Raw genomic sequence first — 18,793 nt, 5'->3', positions numbered from 1 at the left:
ATGCCTTGCATAGCAGGCAATTATGCAGGTTTTTGTGATATAATTGTTCGGAACCCTAAGTGAAAAGGATGGTAATGCTTAATGATTAGTACAAGCGGCGTAACACTCCGCTACGGAAAACGCGCACTTTTTGAGGATGTAAATATAAAATTTACCCCTGGTAACTGTTATGGTCTGATCGGTGCCAATGGTGCCGGCAAATCAACCTTTCTGAAAATTTTGTCCGGCGAGCTTGAGAGCAACTCCGGCGATGTTCACATTACACCCGGCGAGCGCCTGGCTGTATTGAAGCAGAATCATTATGAGTATGATGAGTACCCAGTGCTGGAGACCGTTATTATGGGTCACGCACGTCTCTACGAAATCATGAAAGAAAAGGATTCGCTATATGCCAAGACCGACTTCACAGAGGCTGATGGCCTACGTGCCGGTGAGCTGGAAGGCGAATTCGCAGAGCTGAACGGCTGGGATGCTGAACCGGATGCAGGAGCTATGCTTATTGGTCTGGGAATCCCCCGTGAAGTGCACGATAAGAAGATGGCAGAGCTTAGCGGCAACGAAAAGGTACGGGTATTGCTTGCTCAAGCTCTATTTGGTCGCCCGAATAACCTGCTGCTGGATGAGCCTACCAACCATTTGGATTTGGAATCCATTGGCTGGCTTGAGAATTTCCTCATGGATTACGAAGGTACCGTTATCGTCGTATCCCATGACCGTCACTTTCTGAATAAGGTATGTACGCATATTGCGGATATTGACTTTGGTAAGATTCAGATGTACGTAGGTAACTACGACTTCTGGTATGAATCCAGTCAGTTGGCGCAATCCTTGCAGCGGGATTCGAACAAGAAGAAGGAAGATAAGATGAAGGAACTTCAGGCGTTTATTCAGCGCTTCTCGGCGAATGCTTCCAAGTCTAAACAGGCTACTTCACGTAAGAAACAGTTGGAGAAAATTACGCTCGATGACATTCGTCCTTCGAATCGTAAATATCCGTTCCTTAACTTTAAGCCTGAGCGTGAAGCCGGCAAGCAGTTGCTGACTATTAGCGGAATATCCAAAATGATAGAAGGCGAAAAAGTGCTGGATGAAGTCAGCTTCGTGGTCAATAAAGGCGACAAAATTGCCTTCGTAGGCCCCAACTCTTTGCCTAAGTCTTTGTTGTTTGATGTGCTTATGGGTGAGAAGGAAATGGATGGCGGAGAATATGCATGGGGCGTAACCACAACTCAAGCCTATTTCCCAAAAGACAATTCTAGCTATTTCGACGGTGTGGAAATGAACCTGGTAGAATGGCTACGCCAATACTCCAAGGATCAGGATGAGACTTTCCTGCGTGGTTTCTTAGGACGTATGTTATTTGCCGGAGAAGAAGCATTGAAGAAAGCGAGCGTACTGTCCGGTGGTGAGAAGGTTCGTTGTATGCTGGCCAAAATGATGTTGAACGGTGCTAACGTACTGATCTTTGATGAGCCGACGAATCACTTGGATCTGGAATCGATAACGGCGCTTAACAACGGCCTGATTGATTTCGACGGTACAATTCTGTTCACTTCCCATGACCATCAGTTCATCCAAACCATTGCAAACCGAATCATCGAGATTACACCAGCAGGTCTGATTGACCGGACCATGGCTTACGATGAGTACCTGGAAAGCCCAGAAGTGAAGGAACTGCGTCAGCGCATGTATCCTGTAGAAGTATAATCTTCCATTTAAAGTGGAGATCTCATAACGCAGCAGCAGTCCAATCCTAAGGGAAAGGCCTGCTGCTTTTTTATGTATTCTTAAAATTTTTTTATATATATATAGAAAAACGGCTGCGTTCCCCAATAGGGATTACGCAGCCGTTTACTTATGATCCGCCTGTACGACGGCGCTGATTGTTTGGCTTTTTGTTGTTCTGGCTTTTTAGCGGTTTTGCAGAACCGGCCTGAAATGATGATCCGGGCTTGAAAGCTTGTTGTTTCTTTTGCTCCAGCTTTTGCTTGATAGCATCAGCCAAATTGATTTTTCCTTTTTCATTACTCTCGCTCATTGTGATAACCTCCTTCGAAGCAAGTACATAACATTATATTAATGGTTTTTAAATGCCTCCACAAGGGTAAGAATAAATGAAATAGAGGAGGGGCTAACTATTGGCCGATATTTATGAAGATATTAGAAAGGGTGAACGAGGTGCATGGGTAAGTATTGCTGCCTATTTAATCCTTTCGAGCCTTAAGCTGATTAGTGGATATCTGTTTGCATCAAGCGCATTGCTTGCAGACGGTTTTAACAATTTGACCGATATAGTTGCTTCATTAGCCGTATTGATCGGTTTGCGTATTTCCCGGAAGCCGCCGGACTCCGATCATGCCTACGGGCATTTTCGAGCAGAGACAGTTGCAGCATTGGTGGCTTCTTTTATCATGGCGATGGTTGGGATACAAGTCATTGTAGAGGCCGTACGTTCTCTCTTCGAAGGAGCGAAGGCAACGCCGCAATTGTGGTCGGCCGGTATTGCCCTGATCTGTGCAGTCGCTATGTTTGGAGTGTACATATACAATAAAAGGCTCGCCATGCAGATTAATAACGGTGCTCTTATGGCTGCTGCCAAGGATAACTTCTCCGATGCCATGGTTAGTGTAGGTGCTGCAGTAGGGATTGTAGGTGCTCAGTTTGGGTTGCCTTGGATGGATTCAGCGGCGGCTATTGCGGTCGGGCTTTTGATTTCCAAAACAGCTTGGGATATATTTCGGGATTCAACCTACCGTCTGACAGATGGATTCGATGAGGATCGTCTGATGGACTTACGCAGTACCATTGCCCGTACGCCGGGGGTAGAAGGAATTAAGGACTTGAAGGCGCGTGTTCATGGTAATCATGTTTTGGTCGACGTTGTTATAGAAGTGAATGCTGAGCTCACAGTTATGGAGGGACATCACATTAGTGATTCAATTGAAGAGCGAATGCAGAAAATGCACAATATTATGAATATTCAAGTACATGTAGAGCCCAAGGCATAAGTAAAGGCAGTGAAGAAAGTTCCTAAGAGAATGTAAAATCTGCAAATATGAAGGAGGATTCAAGACTATAGACCTGTTCCTTACCATAAAGTGGAATTGTTATTTGTGAAATTTGGAGCATGTTCGTAACTCTGGGTAAGCCTATAATGAGGGCAGAAAGCAGCAAGCGTAGCGCGCACCTTTGTTGTATTTCTCATTATTGCTATTCGGGGGAACAGTATGATCCAATCGCATAAGAAGCTTAAAGCCTCATTGTTGGTCTCGGCCGTTCTTGTCGTATCTTTGGGAGCTATCAGCCCTGCGCCGAGTGCTGCCGCTTCAACCTCTTCCAGTATTTCGGCTACGGCTTTTGCCGTACAGACAGCTATTATTCAGTCCAGTGTTCGGCTACGAACCGCTCCGTCTACAAGCAGCAACGTTTTGTCTTACTTGAGTAAGGGCGATGTGGTAACGATACTGGAGAAGACGAATAATTACTTTTACAAGGTGCGCAACGCGGACGGAGAGGTTGGCTACACCAGTTCGGGGACTCAGTATATTAGCTTGATTCCCGTGCCAGTAACTCCTACCCTGCAGACAGCTCTCATTCAGTCCAGTGTTCGGCTTCGCTCAGCTCCTTCTACAAGCAGCAAGGTTTTGTTGTACTTAAGTAAGGACGATGTTGTTACGATTCTGGAGAAGACGAATGATTACTTTTATAAAGTTCGTACCGCGGGCGGTGTGGTTGGCTATTCCAGTTCTATGGACCAGTATATCCAATTAATCCCGGTTAAAAGTGAAGTTCCGGAGATCACCCTCCCGCAACCAGTACCACCTGTACCTGAAGCTTCTCCCATTGCAACGGGTATAGAGGATGTTATCCGTGTTGGGATGAAATATCTCGGAACCCCATATGAATTCGGTTCCAGCCGCAGTAACTCAGATACTTTTGACTGCTCTGATTTTACCCGGCAGATATTTCTCGAAGGTAAACAGTTCCAATTGCCCTATGATTCGCGTCAACAGGGAGATTGGATCAAGGGAAACAGCAAAGCAGTCATGGACGTTTCCAGTCTGAAACGCGGAGATTTGATGTTTTTTATGAGTTATAAAGGCAGCACGGCTTCTGCTTATGCAGGAATTGACAAGTTGGCGGAGAGAATTACCCATGTTGCCCTTTACTTAGGGGACGGACAGATGCTGCATACGTATTCTGTTGATTCCGGCGGAGTTAAAGTGGACAAGTTAAGCGCTTCTTGGATGAACCGCTTTCTATATGGAGGCTCAGTTATCCAATAAGATATAGGATATTAGAAGCGGGGCATTACCAGTTTGTGACGGGTGAATTACAAATTACGGGTAATACAAAGGGTTATCTCTTAAGCAGTATTTTCTGCGGGAGATAACCTTTTTTGTATCTATTCATACCAAAAAGGCTGATCCTTGCTAAGAGAGAACTCCTAAACGGATCAGCCTTATGTATTAACGCAGAGCGTTTTTAATTAAGGATTAATTACATAAGCAGAAGCAGGAACCTTCAGCCAAGCTTTTCCAAGCCATGTATAAATTTCTCTCCATTCATTGCCGAACTGATCTGTCATTACGGCTCCGGTAGTGTCTAAGACTTGTGCTCCCAGAAGGGCAATAGGGAAGCCAGTTGTTGAGAAGTAGAAAGGAGTTGATCTAGTAAGGATGATTTGCGGAGTCGCAGGTTTGATATCCGCCTGAGTAATAATAGGTGTTGCTAAAATGTCGGTGTAAGTACTTCCAGTAACAGTTGATGTGGATGTTGGTGTTGGTGTTGCTGTTCCTGGTACTTCTGCAGCAGAAGCTGATGCTGCTATAGACCCCATAAGACCTAAGGCCACTACAAAACTGGTAATTTTTTTCATTTTTAATATCCTCCTAGTGTTTTTGCTGCTGCATTTATTTGGTAATTTTCGAATGCTAATAAGTTAATAAACCATAGTGATCATTTTGAACCATAATCATCATTTATTTTTTTGGAAATCATTACAACGGGGGAAAAAAGACCTATACTTTCTGCATAACATGGGGAGGAGTAGAATAGAAAAGAAGGGAGGGAGCTTAAGCTGTGAAATATGCTGCTTGCTGAGAATGATATGTTGCTTATAATGAAATAAGTCCGAGATCCCCATACATAAGGAATCACGAACTTATGTTTTAAATATCTTTTCTAATATCGTCATAAGTTACATAGATCTGCCCCTGCGACCGGTAAAGAGAGAGATTACGAACAGGACGAGGAAGATATAGAATAGTATTTTTGCGATTCCTGCCGCCGCAGCTACTAGATTAAAGAATCCGAATATTCCTGCAATTAAGGCAATCACCAGTAAAATTACAGACCATTTTAACATGATGTATCCACCCTTTCTTTGGAGTGTTATGCTTGCGATGTATTCATTGTTTAAACGAGCCTTTTGGGTTTGAAACATATACATCAGAGTGGCTTCGGGAGTCAGCGGGGGTTTTGTTTCGGCCTTTTATAGAAGGGGTAACTATGCAATATTAAGGCCGGTTAAGCCGCCATAAATGATTGGAAGGGGTATGTATATGATTATTGAACTAAGTGTTGCTCTTGTTGCTGTAGCTTTTGCTATTCTTGTATTCTTCTTAATTAAAACCTTAAAATCAGCCAAAGATTCCCTCGACAAAGTGAGTCAAACCCTGCAGGAAGTTCAGAAGACCATAGATGAACTTACCTATGAAGTGAAGACCACCGTAAGGCATGCGAATGATATTACGCTGGATGTTCAAGGGAAAATCCAAAAGATTGATCCGATTATGGATTCTGTGAAAAATCTGGGTGATGTGATGAGTGAACTGACCCTAAGCGTGAAGCAGGTATCGGTCACAGCTATCGAGAAGCTTCGTAAATCACGCGAGCTAAAGGATAAGGCCAAGAGCGTATCGATTGAATCGACTCCTTTGACACCTGCTGAAGATCGGACAGTAAAGACTTATGATGCCGCATATACGAAAGACGGTTCGGGAAAAATAGGAACCCTGTTGAAGGCTGTAGATGTGGGTGCTGTGGTTTGGCAAAAATTCCGTCGATAATTGTAGGTAAAGTCGCATAGCGGCGAGCGCAGCTTTGGAAAGGTGGGACCACAACATGAACGTGTTAATTCTTCTGCTTAGTCTTCTCACTCCTTACTTAGAAAAGCCTGCCCAGCAGGAACCTCTTTCTGCTGCTGCTTTCTCCCGCCCGGTTTCTGCGGTATTTGCTTTTCAGCATACACAGGCGGTTACAACATATATAAACCGTTTTGAATCCTTATCGGATGTGGAGTTGTTTACTACCGAAGAGGAACTGATCGATCAAAAGGGTTTGCCTTTGAATATCCAGAAGGATCCTTGGCAGGGCTGTCTGGAATATCAATATGAAGAGCTGTCCGCCGGGATCTGTGAGGGCATAGTGCTCTATGTCCATGTGACTCCTCACCAAGCCCAAGAGCATGGTCTTTCTGTGAACGGTATTGAACTGGACCCGGAAAAAGGGTATATCCAAGACCTTTTGGGTGCCCCTGACTTCAAGGCAGAGGATGGGGATGTATATATAAGAGGAAGTAATGCTCTTAAAATATATCGCGATCAAGTGTCTGGAAAATGGCTAGGAATTGACTTATTTGATGGAAACTCATCTTAACCCGTTTCAAACGTAGTTAATAAGGTTAATGAGAGATCAGTTATGTTTTCCTGCAATCGTTCTAATTACTTCTAGGGGGAGTGATCTCATGGATTCAATAGGTGCGCAAGTCTATGCAAAAGTGCTCCAGAACAGTGTTCAGGCGATCGAAGAAGTAAATCGGCTGCATAGCAGCGGGTACAGCAGAGAAAACATTTATGTCATTAGCCACGATCAAGCACGTGAAGGTCGTATTGTTGATGTAGCTGATGCTAATGAAGTAGGCTTAAAGGAAGAGGGTCTGTTCGGTGCGATTGCCAATATGTTCCGTTCACGTGGTGATGCACTTCGTTCCAAGATCACTTCACTCGGATTCAGCGGAGCAGAAGCGAACTTTTATGAGAAAGAGCTGGATTTAGGGAAGGTGCTCGTGATTGCTAAAAAACCATCGTTTTAATGGCTATAGCGCTATTTAAAGCGAAATGATCCATACTTTAAGATTGCAACCTCCAGCTCCACTATTCGTAGTGGGGCTGGAGGTTAATTTGTTGAACATATCCTGTTATGATTACTTTATATATCTTAATGAATCACAGGATTTACGGTCGAAATACTATTCGTGCGAGGTGAAAGTGATGAGAATTTTAATCGTAGATGACAATCCTACTAACGTTATAATCATCCGTGAAATCCTGAAAAAGGAAAACTACAGAAATTTTATAACAGCTTCATCAGCTAGAGAGATGCTTGACATACTGGGAGTCACGGACAAAGAGGCGGATGGAACCCGGCTGCGTCCCTCGGGCATCGATCTAATTTTATTGGATATGATGATGCCTGAGATGGACGGGATTGAGGCCTGCCGTGTAGTACAGCAACATGAACATTTGAAGGATATTCCCATTATTATGGTAACTGCTGTAGGGGATTCGAAAAAGCTGGCGGAAGCATTGGATGCCGGTGCTGTGGACTATGTAACGAAGCCGATTAACAAAGTGGAGCTCATGGCGAGAATCCGGCTGGCTTTGCGTCTTAAACAGGAAAAGGACTGGCACAAGGAGCGCGATCAGCATATACAGGATGAATTGAAGCTGGCAGCCTTGGTTCAGAACGCAGTGCTAAGCCTGCCGCTGGTGGATGAAACGTTTGAGGTACACGCCCTTTTTCAGCCTTCCTTTGAGCTGGCAGGTGATTTATATGCCTGGTATCCGCTTGGAGACGGGCGGTATGGTGTCGTTCTGTTGGATATGATGGGGCACGGTATATCTTCGTCCCTATTCTGTATGTTTATCGCTTCAGTGCTTAAGGATACGGTAACTACTTATGTAGAACCGGAGAAGGTAATTCAAGAGTTGAACAGACGGTTCAACCAGCTATATATTGAGAAGCAGCTTGTTCAGTATTACTTCACGGCCATATACCTCGTTATAGATACTCGAATGAAGCGTATTGATTACGTAAATGCGGGTCACCCGCCTGGATTATTCTTCGAGGGAGCGGCCAAACGTCCTGTATTGCTGGAGAGCAACTGTCATCCGGTTGGTTTGTTTGATCGTATGGAGATTCAACCTCAAAGCTTAACCTATGAGGAGGAAGGGCATTTGGCGTTGTACACGGATGGACTTCTTGAATTGGTTAAGGGAGAGCACGAGGAGCAGCTTGATTTTCTAATCGGACATTTGAATGGTGTTCATAGCTGGGAGGAAGAATCCATGCGCGAAGCCTTCTTTAAAGAAAATGAAAATAAGGATCGGGATGACGATAAATGCTTGGTGTGGATCTCATTGAAGAAAGGATAAGATAAGGAATGAAGATTAGAGCCAAATTGTTGATCGGTTTCAGTGCAATGCTGGCTATTATGTTGAGCCTTACCATAGTCGGATTTAATCGTCTTAACTATATGAATGGACAAATGGATACGATCTACCAGGAGCGCTACCAAAAGATTCGTTCTTCTGCAGGCATGCGGGGAGAAGTAAATAGTATGGCCCGTACGTTAACCTCTATTATGCTCAATTCAGATATACAATCTGTGAATGCACAAAGGGATGAAATTGAGGGCAACACCAAAAGAGCAAGTGATTATTATAAACAGATGAACGAACGGGTTTCAAGCTCCGAAGAATTCCAAATGATTAAGCGCATCGAAAAAGCAGGTGTGGATTATTTGGAATATCAGGGAAAAATCCTGGAATGGTTAGATCAGAATGAAACCGCTAAAGCAAAATCCTATCATAATAATAATGGACACGCTGTTGTAAATGAACTGTTAACCAGCCTAAATAGCCTGTCCGATTTCGAGAACTTTGAGATAAATGAGGAGATAGCTAACGCTAAATCGGCTTATCATGGCTCCATTCAAATGGTTACCCTGATTATGATTATAGGGCTGCTGCTGGGCCTAGGTATTATTCTATGGGTTATCCCGAGTATTACAAGCGGACTGAATGTAGTATCAATGATGATCAGCAGCTTCGGCAACGGGAAGATAAGAGCTATCCGTCGTATTAAAGTCACCTCCAAGGATGAGATCGGTGATGTAGCCCGTGTTTTTAAAGAAATGGCAGAGGATTTGGAAGAAAAACAGCAGATGGAAAAGGCATATGCACAGGCACAAAACGATCAGTCTTGGCTGAACGCAAATGTGGCAAAGGTAACTGAACTACTGCGCGGTGTGAGTTCACTTGAAGAGATTTCCCAGACCTTTATTAATGAATTTACCCCTGAGCTTGGAGCTCAATTTGGGGCATTATATTTAAAAGACATCAACAATCCCAATGTGCTGAATGTTAGCGCTACTTACGCCTATGAAGGGGTTAGTTCACCCAAGGAGAGCTTTGAAATCGGACAAGGGCTTGTGGGGCAGAGTGCGTTGAACAAGACGCCTATTAAGCTAGAGTCTTCTCCGGATAACTATTTGAAGGTCTCTTCCGGGCTTGGAGAGTCCCGGCCTAACCATATAGCCATTTATCCGCTTCTATTTGAGGACGACATCCTTGGAGTCATTGAATTCGCCTCATTTAAACCCTTTACGGGGCTGCATAACGAACTTCTGAGGCAGCTTGCTGTTAATCTGGTTGTAATTCTTAACAATGTAAGCCGCAGCCTAGTGGTCAAGGAGTTGTTGCGTGAGTCTCAAGCCCTCACAGAAGAACTGCAGTGCCAGTCGGAAGAATTGCTAACGCAGCAGGAAGAACTCCGCCGTTCCAATGAAAATCTGGAGGAACAGACGAATGCTCTCAGACGTTCTGAAGATCTGCTGCAGCGGCAGCAAGAAGAACTGGAGCATTATAACGGTGAACTGATCACCAAGACCCAGGCACTCGAGACCCAGGTTAAGGAGGTCGAAGAGAAGAAGGATGAGATTGAAGGTGCGCGCAGTCAACTTGAAAAACAAGCCTTGCAATTATCTATAACCAGTAAGTACAAATCGGAATTCTTAGCGAATATGTCCCATGAGTTACGGACTCCTCTTAACAGCTTACTTATTTTGTCCCAACTTTTAACTGAAAACAAGGATGGCAATTTGACCGAAAAGCAGGTTGAATTCGCGAACACTATATATATGTCTGGTGCAGATTTGCTCAAAATGATTGATGAGATCCTTGACCTATCCAAAGTGGATGCCGGAAAGATGGAGCTGAGTAGAGATTCCGTGAAGATGGTTGATCTAAAGAGCTTCGTGAAACAGAACTTTGGCCCTCAAGCGGTTAAAAAGGGTTTGTCACTGCGTATTTCATTTGACGAGCCGCTGCCGGATAACATTGTCACTGACAGTCACCGCCTGAAGCAGATCTTGCGTAATTTGTTGTCTAATGCATTCAAATTTACAAGTGAGGGATTTGTAGAATTCGATGTCAGCAGGGCGAAAAATGATGCTCTCCCTCTCTATTTGCCGCGGGATAAGGAGTATGTTGCTCTTGCTGTGAAGGACAGCGGTATCGGGATTCCGGCTGACAAGACGGATCTTGTATTTGAAGCCTTTCAACAGGTTGATGGAACCACCAGCCGAAAATACGGTGGAACTGGACTTGGCTTGTCCATCAGCCGTGAGTTAGCCCGCCTATTAGGGGGAGCCATTGAGCTTGATTCACGTGAAGGCCAAGGCAGTGTATTTACTTTCTATATACCGATTGACGGGGAATACAACTTACAGCCGAGTGCTGTTGAGGCTGCCGCAGCGAGAGAAGCAGAGTCCCTAGTAGGGCTGGTGGGTGCTTACAATCAGACTTCCTCAAATTCTGTAAATCAGGTGAAGACGGTTATAGAGGATGATCGTGAGCTATTGAATTCAGATGATAAAGTATTGCTTGTGATTGAGGATGATGCCAGCTTTGCAAAAATATTGCTGGGTATGGCTCGTGGACGGGGATACAAGGGGCTGGTAGCCCTTCAGGGGGACACCGGACTGCAGATGGCTAAAACTTATTTGCCGGATGCTATTATTCTGGATATTCAGCTGCCGGTCATAGATGGTTGGGCCATTCTGAGGGAACTGAAAGGGTCTTCACAAACACGACATATTCCTGTTCATGTCATTTCGGTCAATGATGAAGTTAAGCAGGGGCTTATGATGGGGGCCATGGCCTATATCAGAAAGCCGGCATCAAGGGAAGCGCTGGAACGGGCATTCTCAGCTATTGAGAACTATACTTCCAGTACCTTGAAGCATCTTCTAATTGTTGAGGATGATGAGAATCAACGACGTTCCATCACAGAGTTAATCGGGCATGATGATGTTGAGATTACTGCGGTTTCTACCGGGGCGGAGGCGCTCCAAGAACTTCATAAGCAAAGATATGACTGTATGGTTCTTGATTTGATGCTGAGCGATATGAACGGCTTTGATTTGCTGGATCAGATCCGAGATGACGAAGAACTAAATGATTTACCGATCATTATTTATACTGGTAAAGACTTGGACAGCAAGGAAGAGACCAAGCTTCGTAAATATGCGGAGTCGATTATCATAAAGGATGTACGTTCACCGGAACGATTGCTCGATGAAACAACCCTTTTCCTGCACAGGGTTGAGGCGAATCTTCCGGAAGATAAGCGTAGGATCCTGCAAAAGCTCCATAATAAAGAAGAACTGTTCGACGGAAAGAAAATATTGCTCGTAGATGATGATATCCGTAATGTATTCGCGTTATCCAGCGTACTGGAAGAATATCATATGGAAGTTATATTTGCTGAAAACGGGAGAGAAGCTCTGGATATCCTCGCGGAGCAGGATGACTTTGATCTGATCTTGATGGATATGATGATGCCGGAAATGGACGGATACGAGGCTACTCGCAGAATTCGTCAAATGCCTCAGTTTGCGAAGCTGCCAATTATTGCCCTTACGGCCAAGGCGATGAAAGAGGATCGGATCAAGTGTATTGAGGCTGGAGTATCGGATTATATGAAGAAACCAATTGCTACCGATCAGCTTCTTTCACTAATGCGTGTTTGGTTGTATTCGTAATGCTCATTTTGGGGTAATAGGTTTACAGATCTACTTTCAGCCAGTCCGGAATAACGCAATATTAAGGGAGCCGGGATAACTATGAAGGCAATGGAGCGCGAATATGAGAAGGAATTCGCTATGACGACAGGTAAAAATGAATTGGAAATTATAGAAATCGAGCTGCTTCTGGAAGGCGTATACCGCCTCTATGGATATGACTTCAGAAATTATGCGCTGCCTTCTTTGAAGCGGCGGATTTGGCATCATGTTCATTCTGAGAATGTACCCAGCATATCCGCATTGCAGGAGAAGGTATTGCATGACCGGGCGTGTTTCGAACGCCTTATCTATAGCTTGTCCATCCCGGTTACGGAGATGTTCAGAGATCCGGGACTATTCTTAACCTTCCGCCAGAAGGTAATTCCTCTATTACGTACCTACCCCTACATCCGGATTTGGCATGCCGGGTGCTCAACGGGGGAAGAGGTATATTCTATGGCTATCCTGCTGCATGAGGAAGGTCTTTATGACAAGGCGCGAATCTATGCCACAGACATGAATAACCGTTCATTGCAGCAAGCTAAAGAAGGTGTATATGAGATCAGTAAGATGAAGCAGTACACCAAGAATTATTTAGAAGCGGGGGGGACCCGCGCTTTTTCAGAATATTACTCCGCTAAATACAACTCGGTTATTCTTCAGCCTTATTTACGGAAGAACATTATATTTGCCGAGCATAATTTAGCTACAGACACCTCTTTTAATGAGTTTAATGTTATTTTTTGCCGTAATGTAATGATTTATTTCAATGATGAACTCCGGGATAACGTTCATGGCTTATTCAATGAGAGCTTGAGCAGATTTGGAGTTCTGGTGTTGGGTTCTAAGGAGTCCATTCACTTCACCAAATATAGTGATAGCTACGAGGCCTTAGACAGGGTAGAGAAAATTTATCGTAAAGTAAATTAGAGTGCTTAGGAGGATCTTATGGGGTTTCGCGAACCGATTCATATACTGCTTGTTGACGACCGTCCTGAAAATTTGCTGGCACTGGAGGCGGTGCTTGAGAGTCAGCAATATAGACTTGTGAAAGCGAACTCCGGTGAAGAAGCACTGAGGTGTTTGTTAAGATATGAATTCGCGGTGATTGTATTGGATGTGCAAATGCCGGGGATGGATGGAATTGAGACCGCCCGATTGATTAAGGCCAGAGAGAAGACAAGGAATATTCCGATTATCTTTATTTCGGCCAATAGCAAAGAAGCGGAGCATCTGTTTGCCGGTTATTCTGCCGGTGCTATTGACTATATGGTAAAGCCGTTTATTCCACAAATTCTTAAATCCAAGATTGAAGGATTTGTGGAGATGTATTTGACGAATAAAATGCACCAGAATCAATCTATGCTCTTGCAGCAAAAGACACAGGAGCTGGAGAGAATCAATGCGGAGCTTATTAAAGCGAAAGAAGAAGCGGATATTGCCGCAAAAGCTAAAACCGAATTTCTGGCCATGATGAGTCATGAAATCCGTACGCCGATGAACGGTGTAGTGGGAATGATCGATTTACTTATGGAGACAGAACTAGCCCCTGAGCAGCAGGAGTACGCAGATATTATCCGTAAGAGCGCAGATTCACTCGTTACGGTTATTAATGATATCCTTGATTTTACGAAGATGGAATCCGGCAAAATGGAAATGGAACAGCAGCTGTTCGAGCTTCAATCCTGTATTCAGGAAGTGTTTACTCTCTTTTCAATAGAAGCAGGCAAGAAAAATCTTGAGCTGGCTTACTTTATTGATCAGAAATTACCGGCTCTTTTATACGGTGATATGGCCCGTTTGCGTCAAGTGCTTATTAATTTGGTCTCTAATGCAATTAAGTTTACGAACCAAGGTGGCGTATACTTAGTTGCTTCTATTATAGAAACATCAGATAATAGAATTATCCTTGAATTTACGATAAAGGATACCGGAATAGGGATATCTCCGGATAAGCGTCATCGATTATTCAAACCATTCTCTCAGTTAGATTCTTCCATGACTCGCAAATATGGAGGCACAGGTCTTGGACTGGCCATCTGCAAATCCCTTGTTGGAATGATGGGCGGGGACATCCGAGTAGAATCCATGGAGGAAAAAGGAACAACGTTTGTTTTTACAATTCAGGCTTCAGTGCCAGAAGAAGTAAACCGTCTGATTGACAAGGAGGAAGAGGTTGGGGGTACGATTCAACCCAGAGAGAACAGAGCCAAGGTATTGGTGGTTGATGATCATCCCATTAATCAGAAGCTGTTGGTCAGTATGCTCCACAAGCTAGGCTTCCAGGCAGATACTGCTGAAGACGGCAGACAAGCTGTGGAACTTGCTTATTCCTATCCATATGAATTCATATTTATGGACGTTCAAATGCCCATTATGGATGGTTTGGATGCAACGGCTCAAATACGCAGCGAAAATGGTCTTTCATCCGAGAAAGCTATTATCATCGCAATGACTGCCAATATTATGGAGGGTATCCAGAATCGCTGTCTGGCCTCGGGCATGAATGATTATATTAGCAAGCCTCTTAAAATGAGCAGTTTAAGACAGATATTAATACGTTTTTCGAACAATGAGCCTCTTTTTTTCGACCGAACTTCGTCCAAGCATCATGCCTAAACAGTATTTACCAACTTGTGAATTGTTTCAAGGGTATGACATTAGGGTTATTGGTAAAGAAAACATTTAATCAGGAGAGATTGTCTATGAATACACATAAAAACGAAAAGTTTCAAGCAGTGACCGAAACGGTTGAAAATGTATGTACCGTTTTTCTAACGGGCGAATTGGATTTATCGGTTGCCCCCGATTTCCGGTTGATTATGGAACCACTGGTGGATGATGCGGGGTTGGACCTCGTTATTAACCTTAAAGAGCTAAAATATATCGATAGCACAGGCATTGGTATTTTACTGTCGATTTTGAAAGCAAGACATGGGATGGATGTTAAATTTAGTGTGGTAGAAGTTCCGTCGCAAATACAGAAACTATTTGATATGACAGGCATTGCTAAATTTTTTGCCCCCCAAGAGAACTCCCACTAGGAAAGGATCGAGCTAAGGATGAGTGATGATGTGCAAAAAGTAATGCTTCAGCTGCCAGCTAGCGCTGACTATGTTGATATTGTGAGATTGAATTTATATGGAATTGCTTCAAAGATGGGTTTTACCTATGAAGACATTGAAGATATGAAGGTGGCAGTATCGGAAGCCTGTAATAACTCTGTACTGTATGCGTATGGGCAGAAAGACGGTATGGTTGACGTGATCTTTGAAGTAGGAGATAGTGCCTTGTCCATTACGGTCAAAGATGAGGGGGAGAGCTTTGATAGCTTGGATTCGCAGGGAGAACGCATGACGCTCCATGACAAAGAGCTGAGTGATGTTCAGGTAGGCGGCTTAGGCTTCTACTTGATGCAAGCTCTTATGGATGACGTTAGTGTAGTAAGTGAAGCTGGGAGAGGGACAGTAGTAACCTTGACTAAGCGGCTTAATTTTAGCGAGGAGAAAGTATGAATGAAAACGTGACTCCCCCCGAGTCCATGAACGAGGCAGTAAGCCTAATCTGGGAATACCAGCAAACACTAGATAATGAAATTGCCACCGTACTTATCCGTAAATATGAGCCCATGGTCAAGATGGCTGCAGGTAAGATTGCCCGCAACCGACCGGATTTATATGAGGATTTGTATCAGGTAGGCCAAATGGCTCTTATCCGTTTATTAAAACAGTATGATATTAGCATGGGAATTCCTTTCGAGCCTTATGCTATGAAAAGTATGATTGGTCACATGAAAAATTTCCTGCGTGATAAATCCTGGTATATTCAGGTTCCAAGACGAATTAAGGAAAAGGGCGCATTAGTCCAGCATGCCATTGATGAATTGACAATAAGACTGGAACGCTCACCTGACGTTAAGGAAATTGCCAAGTACCTTGATTTATCTGTAGAGGAAACTGTAGAAGTATTGGCGGGGCGTGAATGCTATCATTACGTATCTCTTGATTCTCCGCTTTCACAGGAAGAGACAGGGGCCACGCTGGGTGAGCTTATCAGCTCGGATGCTAATGATTACGAGACCGTTGAGAAACGAATGGACCTACAGCAAGCGTTGGGACAGCTCAAAGAGCAGGAGCAACAGGTGCTGCTGCTGGCTTTCCAAGATGGACAGTCCCAGAGGGCGATTGCGCAGAAGCTTGGTGTCTCCCAAATGAGTGTATCCAGAATTCAGAAGCGGGCTACAGAGAAGCTGAAGCAGATTATGTCCAACTCCGCTTACTGATCAGACAAGCCTAAGATAGAATTAAGAGAATCATCTACAAGCAATCCTAAATAGAGCGAAAACAAAAACTAGCAAGTCTCCGATAGCGGGGATCCTTGCTAGTTTTTTATCTCCTATTTGTCTCTTATAAATTCATGCCATTAATTATTAGCATCGATATATTTTTTTAGTTCACCGAGATACTCTCCTATGACGGGCACATTCAGAAATAAACTGAGGATATATCCGAGTACACCGAGAATTACAAAGGTTCCCAGAGTTAAACCGAGTCCTCTGGAAATACCGGCCATAAAGTTCGTAAGGATACGTTTTCTGGGATCTGTGTAATTCTCCAGTATATCTTTGAACTCCGATTTTTCCAGTGAATCCGCAATTTTATCGAGTCTGGCGTTTAAACGTCTAACTTCATGTCGAAGCTCGAAGGGATGCTCTTCCACTTCATAGGATTTAGCTTTGCTTGTGTTAACTCCCAAGGGCTATCCCTGCTTTCTTAGCCGTATAAGGCTTTATTGTCCTTTATTATTTATGAATGAAACGGTGTTAACGCATGGCAATAGCCAGCTGCGGACAGCTGGCTATTGTTAAAATGAATTCATAGCTGTTTTTACCGCAAATTAGTAGGAAGATTTATAGGATGAAGCGACTTCTTCTTTCGCATCCTTGGCCTCATCAGCGACTTTCTTGGAGGCATCTTCCACATCAGATGCCACATCGGAGGAAGCTTCACTTACCGTTTCACCGATTTTTCTACCGGTTTCCTGTAAAGTAGCAGCAATTTGTTGCTTACTTTCAGTAACAGTTGTGTAAAGATCAGATGCTTTGGTCGATACAGTGCTAGCCAAATCGGTTGCTTTTTCAGTAACTGTTGTGGCAAGAGCTTTGGTTTTATCCGTCACTACTCCAGCTACTTCTTTCGTTTTATCTGTTGCCAGCGTAAGCTTGTCAGAAAGGTCGCTTCGCATTTCATTACCAGGCTTCGGTGCAAATAGCAATGCCGCCGCAGCACCCAGTAAGCCGCCAATAAAAATCCCCTTTAAAAAGTTGCTACCAGTTTCCACTTCATGTTCTACGTCTACGTTACTCATCACTAATCACTCCTTATTGGAATTTGGAATATTGTATGCTGAAGATATCTTACTTCGTATTTAAACGTTGGAGATTCCGCTGAAACAATAAAGTAGCAAGGGAAAGATTACCGGAGCAAGTGAAAGGATGGCCGAAGGAATGGGGCTTTTACATGTGTAAACAAGCTTTTAACCTGCTTTACAAACCGCCTTGCCCCTTAGAAAGATGTTATAATTTCTTATTATTATCATTTTCACCGATAAAGAGAAACGAGGAGAGACATCATGGAGACAGTTCTTGTGCGCGAATATCGTGCTGAATTAATAGAATGCATACACAGCGGACATATCGCTATTGTAGGAGTAGACGGTAAACTAAAAGGATATGCCGGTGATCCGGGATTTGTATCCTTCACCCGTTCAGCAGCAAAACCGCTGCAGGCCATTCCCGGAATCCGGGGAGGCATCGCTGAACATTATCATTTGACACAGGCTGAAATTGCTTTGATGACTGCTTCTCACCGTGGAGAAAACTATCATATCACTGCGCTGGAGAGTATTTCATCCAAGGTGGGTGTCAGTGAGAACAATATGTTATGTGCCACAAGCTATCCGCTCGATGACAGTAGCCGTGAGGAAGCCATACGAGGCCTTGGTAGAAGAAAAATCTACCATAATTGCTCCGGTAAGCATCTGGGGATCTTATCCTACAGCCAATTGAAAGGCTTTCCACTGGGGGAGTATGCGGATAGAGATCATCCGGTTCAACGTGAAATCATCAATACCCTCGCTTATATGGCAGACGTTGCTCCTGAAAGTATCGGACTTGGAACGGATGGGTGCGGCCTTCCGGTATTTGCTTTGCCATTGACTGCTCTTGCCGGTGCTTATCTGAAGCTGGCTTGTCCAAATCTCATAGGAGATTTGGCTACACGAAAGGCTGTAACCACGATTACCGCTGCAATGAATGCCCATCCCGAAATGGTCTCCGGCTACGGGCGTCTGGATTCCATTTTGCTGGAGGATGATAACATTATTGCCAAGGGAGGCTTTAAGGGCGTGTACTGCTTCGGCTTACGCCGCGAACGTCTCGGTATAGCCTTTAAGGTTCTGGATGGTTCTGAGGAGGAGTGGGGTCTCATCGTGCAGAGTATCTTGAAGCAGATCGGATATAGTAACGAAAATACGCTCAAGAAACTTAGTGCTGCTTATTCTGGAGATATTTATAATGACGGTGGAACAAAGGTTGGTTCTGCGGAAGCTGAGTTCAAGCTGGAGATAATATAGAGGCTAATCCTGATTGATGAGGAATAGAAG

19 protein-coding genes are annotated in these 18,793 nt (G+C 44.0%); 14 read left to right on the top strand and 5 right to left on the bottom strand.

The genetic code is table 11. The features are described from left to right. The first annotated feature begins 81 nt into the window (after positions 1-81). Complete coding sequence (locus PWYN_RS02030; RefSeq protein ID WP_036647821.1) at positions 82-1,707, top strand: ABC-F family ATP-binding cassette domain-containing protein; 1,626 nt, start codon at positions 82-84, stop codon at positions 1,705-1,707. Between the two features lie 148 nt (positions 1,708-1,855). Here the strand turns inward: PWYN_RS02030 and PWYN_RS02025 are convergent, their stop codons facing one another. Continuing rightward, the gene (locus tag PWYN_RS02025; protein ID WP_036647819.1) at positions 1,856-2,038 is read right to left on the bottom strand and encodes a hypothetical protein; all 183 of its coding nucleotides are present in this window, start codon (positions 2,036-2,038) and stop codon (positions 1,856-1,858) included. A 100-nt stretch (positions 2,039-2,138) separates the two neighbouring features. On the opposite strand from PWYN_RS02025, the gene PWYN_RS02020 reads away from it, so the two are divergent. Together PWYN_RS02020 and PWYN_RS02015 are read left to right on the top strand one after the other, a co-directional pair. Next, a complete protein-coding gene (locus PWYN_RS02020; protein WP_036647817.1) occupies positions 2,139-3,008 on the top strand; it encodes a cation diffusion facilitator family transporter in 870 nt (289 codons plus the stop codon). Between the two features lie 219 nt (positions 3,009-3,227). Beyond that, complete coding sequence (locus PWYN_RS02015; RefSeq protein WP_036647814.1) at positions 3,228-4,286, top strand: C40 family peptidase; 1,059 nt, start codon at positions 3,228-3,230, stop codon at positions 4,284-4,286. A gap of 203 nt (positions 4,287-4,489) precedes the next feature. Here PWYN_RS02015 and PWYN_RS02010 read toward each other — a convergent pair whose 3' ends face one another. Together PWYN_RS02010 and PWYN_RS02005 are read right to left on the bottom strand one after the other, a co-directional pair. Further along, entirely contained in the window at positions 4,490-4,879 is a 390-nt protein-coding gene (locus PWYN_RS02010; protein WP_036647812.1) for a hypothetical protein, read from the bottom strand. Positions 4,880-5,200: 321 nt separating this feature from the next. Further along, complete coding sequence (locus PWYN_RS02005) at positions 5,201-5,368, bottom strand: DUF1328 domain-containing protein (protein WP_036648256.1); 168 nt, start codon at positions 5,366-5,368, stop codon at positions 5,201-5,203. Positions 5,369-5,564: 196 nt separating this feature from the next. Here PWYN_RS02005 and PWYN_RS02000 point away from each other — a divergent pair, with 196 nt between their 5' ends. The 10 genes from PWYN_RS02000 to PWYN_RS01955 all read left to right on the top strand — a co-directional run bounded on the left by PWYN_RS02000 (position 5,565) and on the right by PWYN_RS01955 (position 16,412). Then, on the top strand, positions 5,565-6,071 hold the full coding sequence (locus PWYN_RS02000) for a DUF948 domain-containing protein (protein ID WP_036647810.1): 507 nt from the start codon (positions 5,565-5,567) through the stop codon (positions 6,069-6,071). Positions 6,072-6,126: 55 nt separating this feature from the next. Continuing rightward, positions 6,127-6,660, top strand: coding sequence for a hypothetical protein (locus PWYN_RS01995; protein WP_036647809.1), 534 nt, complete (start codon positions 6,127-6,129; stop codon positions 6,658-6,660). 88 nt (positions 6,661-6,748) lie between these two features. Beyond that, complete coding sequence (locus PWYN_RS01990) at positions 6,749-7,096, top strand: YflT domain-containing protein (RefSeq protein WP_036647807.1); 348 nt, start codon at positions 6,749-6,751, stop codon at positions 7,094-7,096. A gap of 178 nt (positions 7,097-7,274) precedes the next feature. Continuing rightward, the gene (locus PWYN_RS01985) at positions 7,275-8,438 is read left to right on the top strand and encodes a PP2C family protein-serine/threonine phosphatase (RefSeq protein ID WP_036648253.1); all 1,164 of its coding nucleotides are present in this window, start codon (positions 7,275-7,277) and stop codon (positions 8,436-8,438) included. A gap of 8 nt (positions 8,439-8,446) precedes the next feature. Beyond that, complete coding sequence (locus PWYN_RS01980) at positions 8,447-12,109, top strand: response regulator (RefSeq protein WP_036647805.1); 3,663 nt, start codon at positions 8,447-8,449, stop codon at positions 12,107-12,109. 81 nt (positions 12,110-12,190) lie between these two features. Then, positions 12,191-13,060 (top strand): CheR family methyltransferase, encoded by an 870-nt coding sequence (locus PWYN_RS01975; RefSeq protein ID WP_052087685.1) that lies wholly within the window; start codon positions 12,191-12,193, stop codon positions 13,058-13,060. 18 nt (positions 13,061-13,078) lie between these two features. Next, positions 13,079-14,749 (top strand): response regulator, encoded by a 1,671-nt coding sequence (locus tag PWYN_RS01970; protein ID WP_036647803.1) that lies wholly within the window; start codon positions 13,079-13,081, stop codon positions 14,747-14,749. An 86-nt stretch (positions 14,750-14,835) separates the two neighbouring features. Next, positions 14,836-15,174: an STAS domain-containing protein gene (locus PWYN_RS01965; RefSeq protein ID WP_036647801.1), complete on the top strand. Its 339-nt coding sequence runs from the start codon at positions 14,836-14,838 to the stop codon at positions 15,172-15,174. An 18-nt stretch (positions 15,175-15,192) separates the two neighbouring features. Continuing rightward, complete coding sequence (gene rsbW / locus PWYN_RS01960; protein WP_036647799.1) at positions 15,193-15,645, top strand: anti-sigma B factor RsbW; 453 nt, start codon at positions 15,193-15,195, stop codon at positions 15,643-15,645. Then, positions 15,642-16,412, top strand: coding sequence for a sigma-70 family RNA polymerase sigma factor (locus PWYN_RS01955; protein ID WP_036647796.1), 771 nt, complete (start codon positions 15,642-15,644; stop codon positions 16,410-16,412). The genes rsbW and PWYN_RS01955 overlap by 4 nt, the downstream gene beginning before the upstream one ends. Positions 16,413-16,552: 140 nt before the next feature. Here PWYN_RS01955 and PWYN_RS01950 read toward each other — a convergent pair whose 3' ends face one another. Next, a complete protein-coding gene (locus PWYN_RS01950; protein ID WP_036647795.1) occupies positions 16,553-16,885 on the bottom strand; it encodes a DUF5665 domain-containing protein in 333 nt (110 codons plus the stop codon). Positions 16,886-17,026: 141 nt separating this feature from the next. Next, on the bottom strand, positions 17,027-17,497 hold the full coding sequence (locus PWYN_RS01945) for a YtxH domain-containing protein (protein ID WP_036647793.1): 471 nt from the start codon (positions 17,495-17,497) through the stop codon (positions 17,027-17,029). Between the two features lie 264 nt (positions 17,498-17,761). Between PWYN_RS01945 and PWYN_RS01940 the strand changes: the two genes are divergently transcribed. Then, the gene (locus tag PWYN_RS01940) at positions 17,762-18,763 is read left to right on the top strand and encodes an asparaginase (protein ID WP_036647791.1); all 1,002 of its coding nucleotides are present in this window, start codon (positions 17,762-17,764) and stop codon (positions 18,761-18,763) included. The last annotated feature ends 30 nt before the right edge of the window (positions 18,764-18,793 follow it).

The sequence above is a fragment of the Paenibacillus wynnii genome (assembly GCF_000757885.1).
Classification (GTDB): domain Bacteria; phylum Bacillota; class Bacilli; order Paenibacillales; family Paenibacillaceae; genus Paenibacillus_AQ; species Paenibacillus_AQ wynnii.
Note: the sequence above shows the minus strand (reverse complement) of the source record. Positions and strands in the feature narration are given on the sequence as shown.